Annotated in this window: 1 protein-coding gene; it reads left to right on the forward strand. The window is 66.5% G+C overall.

Features of this window, described 5'->3' with window-relative positions; translation table 11 throughout:
- On the forward strand, window positions 1–884 hold an 884-nt coding region (locus tag PVA39_RS23190; RefSeq protein ID WP_274126065.1), incomplete at both ends, for an aldehyde dehydrogenase family protein.

An 884-nucleotide genomic window follows, 5' to 3' on the forward strand; every position in this document is an offset into this window, starting at 1 on the left:
ACCGGCATGCCCAAAGGCGTGTTCAACATGATCTACGGTTCGGGCGTCGGCGAGGCGCTGGTCAAGCACCCGGCCATCCAGGCCGTCGGCTTCACCGGCTCGCTCAAAGGCGGTCGCGCCCTGTGTGACATGGCCGCGGCACGCCCGCAGCCGATCCCGGTGTTCGCCGAGATGAGCAGCATCAACCCGGTCATCCTCCTGCCGGAAGCCGCCAAGGCCCGTGGCGAGAAGATCGCTGGCGAGCTGGCCGGCTCCGTGGTCATGGGCTGTGGCCAGTTCTGCACCAACCCGGGCCTGGTGATCGGCATCCGTTCGCCGGAGTTCAGCGCCTTCCTGGAAACCTTCACCGCCAAGATGGCCGAGCAGCAGCCGCAAACCATGCTCAACGCCGGCACCCTGAAGAGCTACGTGAAAGGCCTGGAAGCGCTCAACGCACATTCGGGCATCACCCACCTGACCGGTGCCAAGCAGGAAGGCAACCAGGCTCGCCCGCAACTGTTCAAAGCCGACGTCAGCCTGCTGCTGAACGGCGACGAACTGCTGCAGGAAGAAGTCTTCGGCCCGACCACCATCGTCGTCGAAGTGGCCGACAAGGCTGAACTGCTCAAGGCCATCAACGGCCTGCACGGCCAGTTGACCGCCACCCTGCTCACCGAGCCGGGCGACCTGGCCGGCAGCGAAGAGCTGTTCGCGCTGCTCGAGCAGAAAGTCGGCCGTGTGCTGTTCAACGGCTACCCGACCGGCGTGGAAGTCTGCGACTCCATGGTTCACGGCGGCCCGTACCCGGCGACCTCCGACGCCCGCGGCACCTCGGTCGGCACCCTGGCCATCGACCGCTTCCTGCGCCCGGTGTGCTACCAGAACTGCCCGGATGCCCTGCTGCC

The sequence above is a fragment of the Pseudomonas sp. CNPSo 3701 genome (assembly GCF_028674975.1).
In the GTDB taxonomy this organism is placed as follows: Bacteria; Pseudomonadota; Gammaproteobacteria; order Pseudomonadales; family Pseudomonadaceae; genus Aquipseudomonas; species Aquipseudomonas straminea.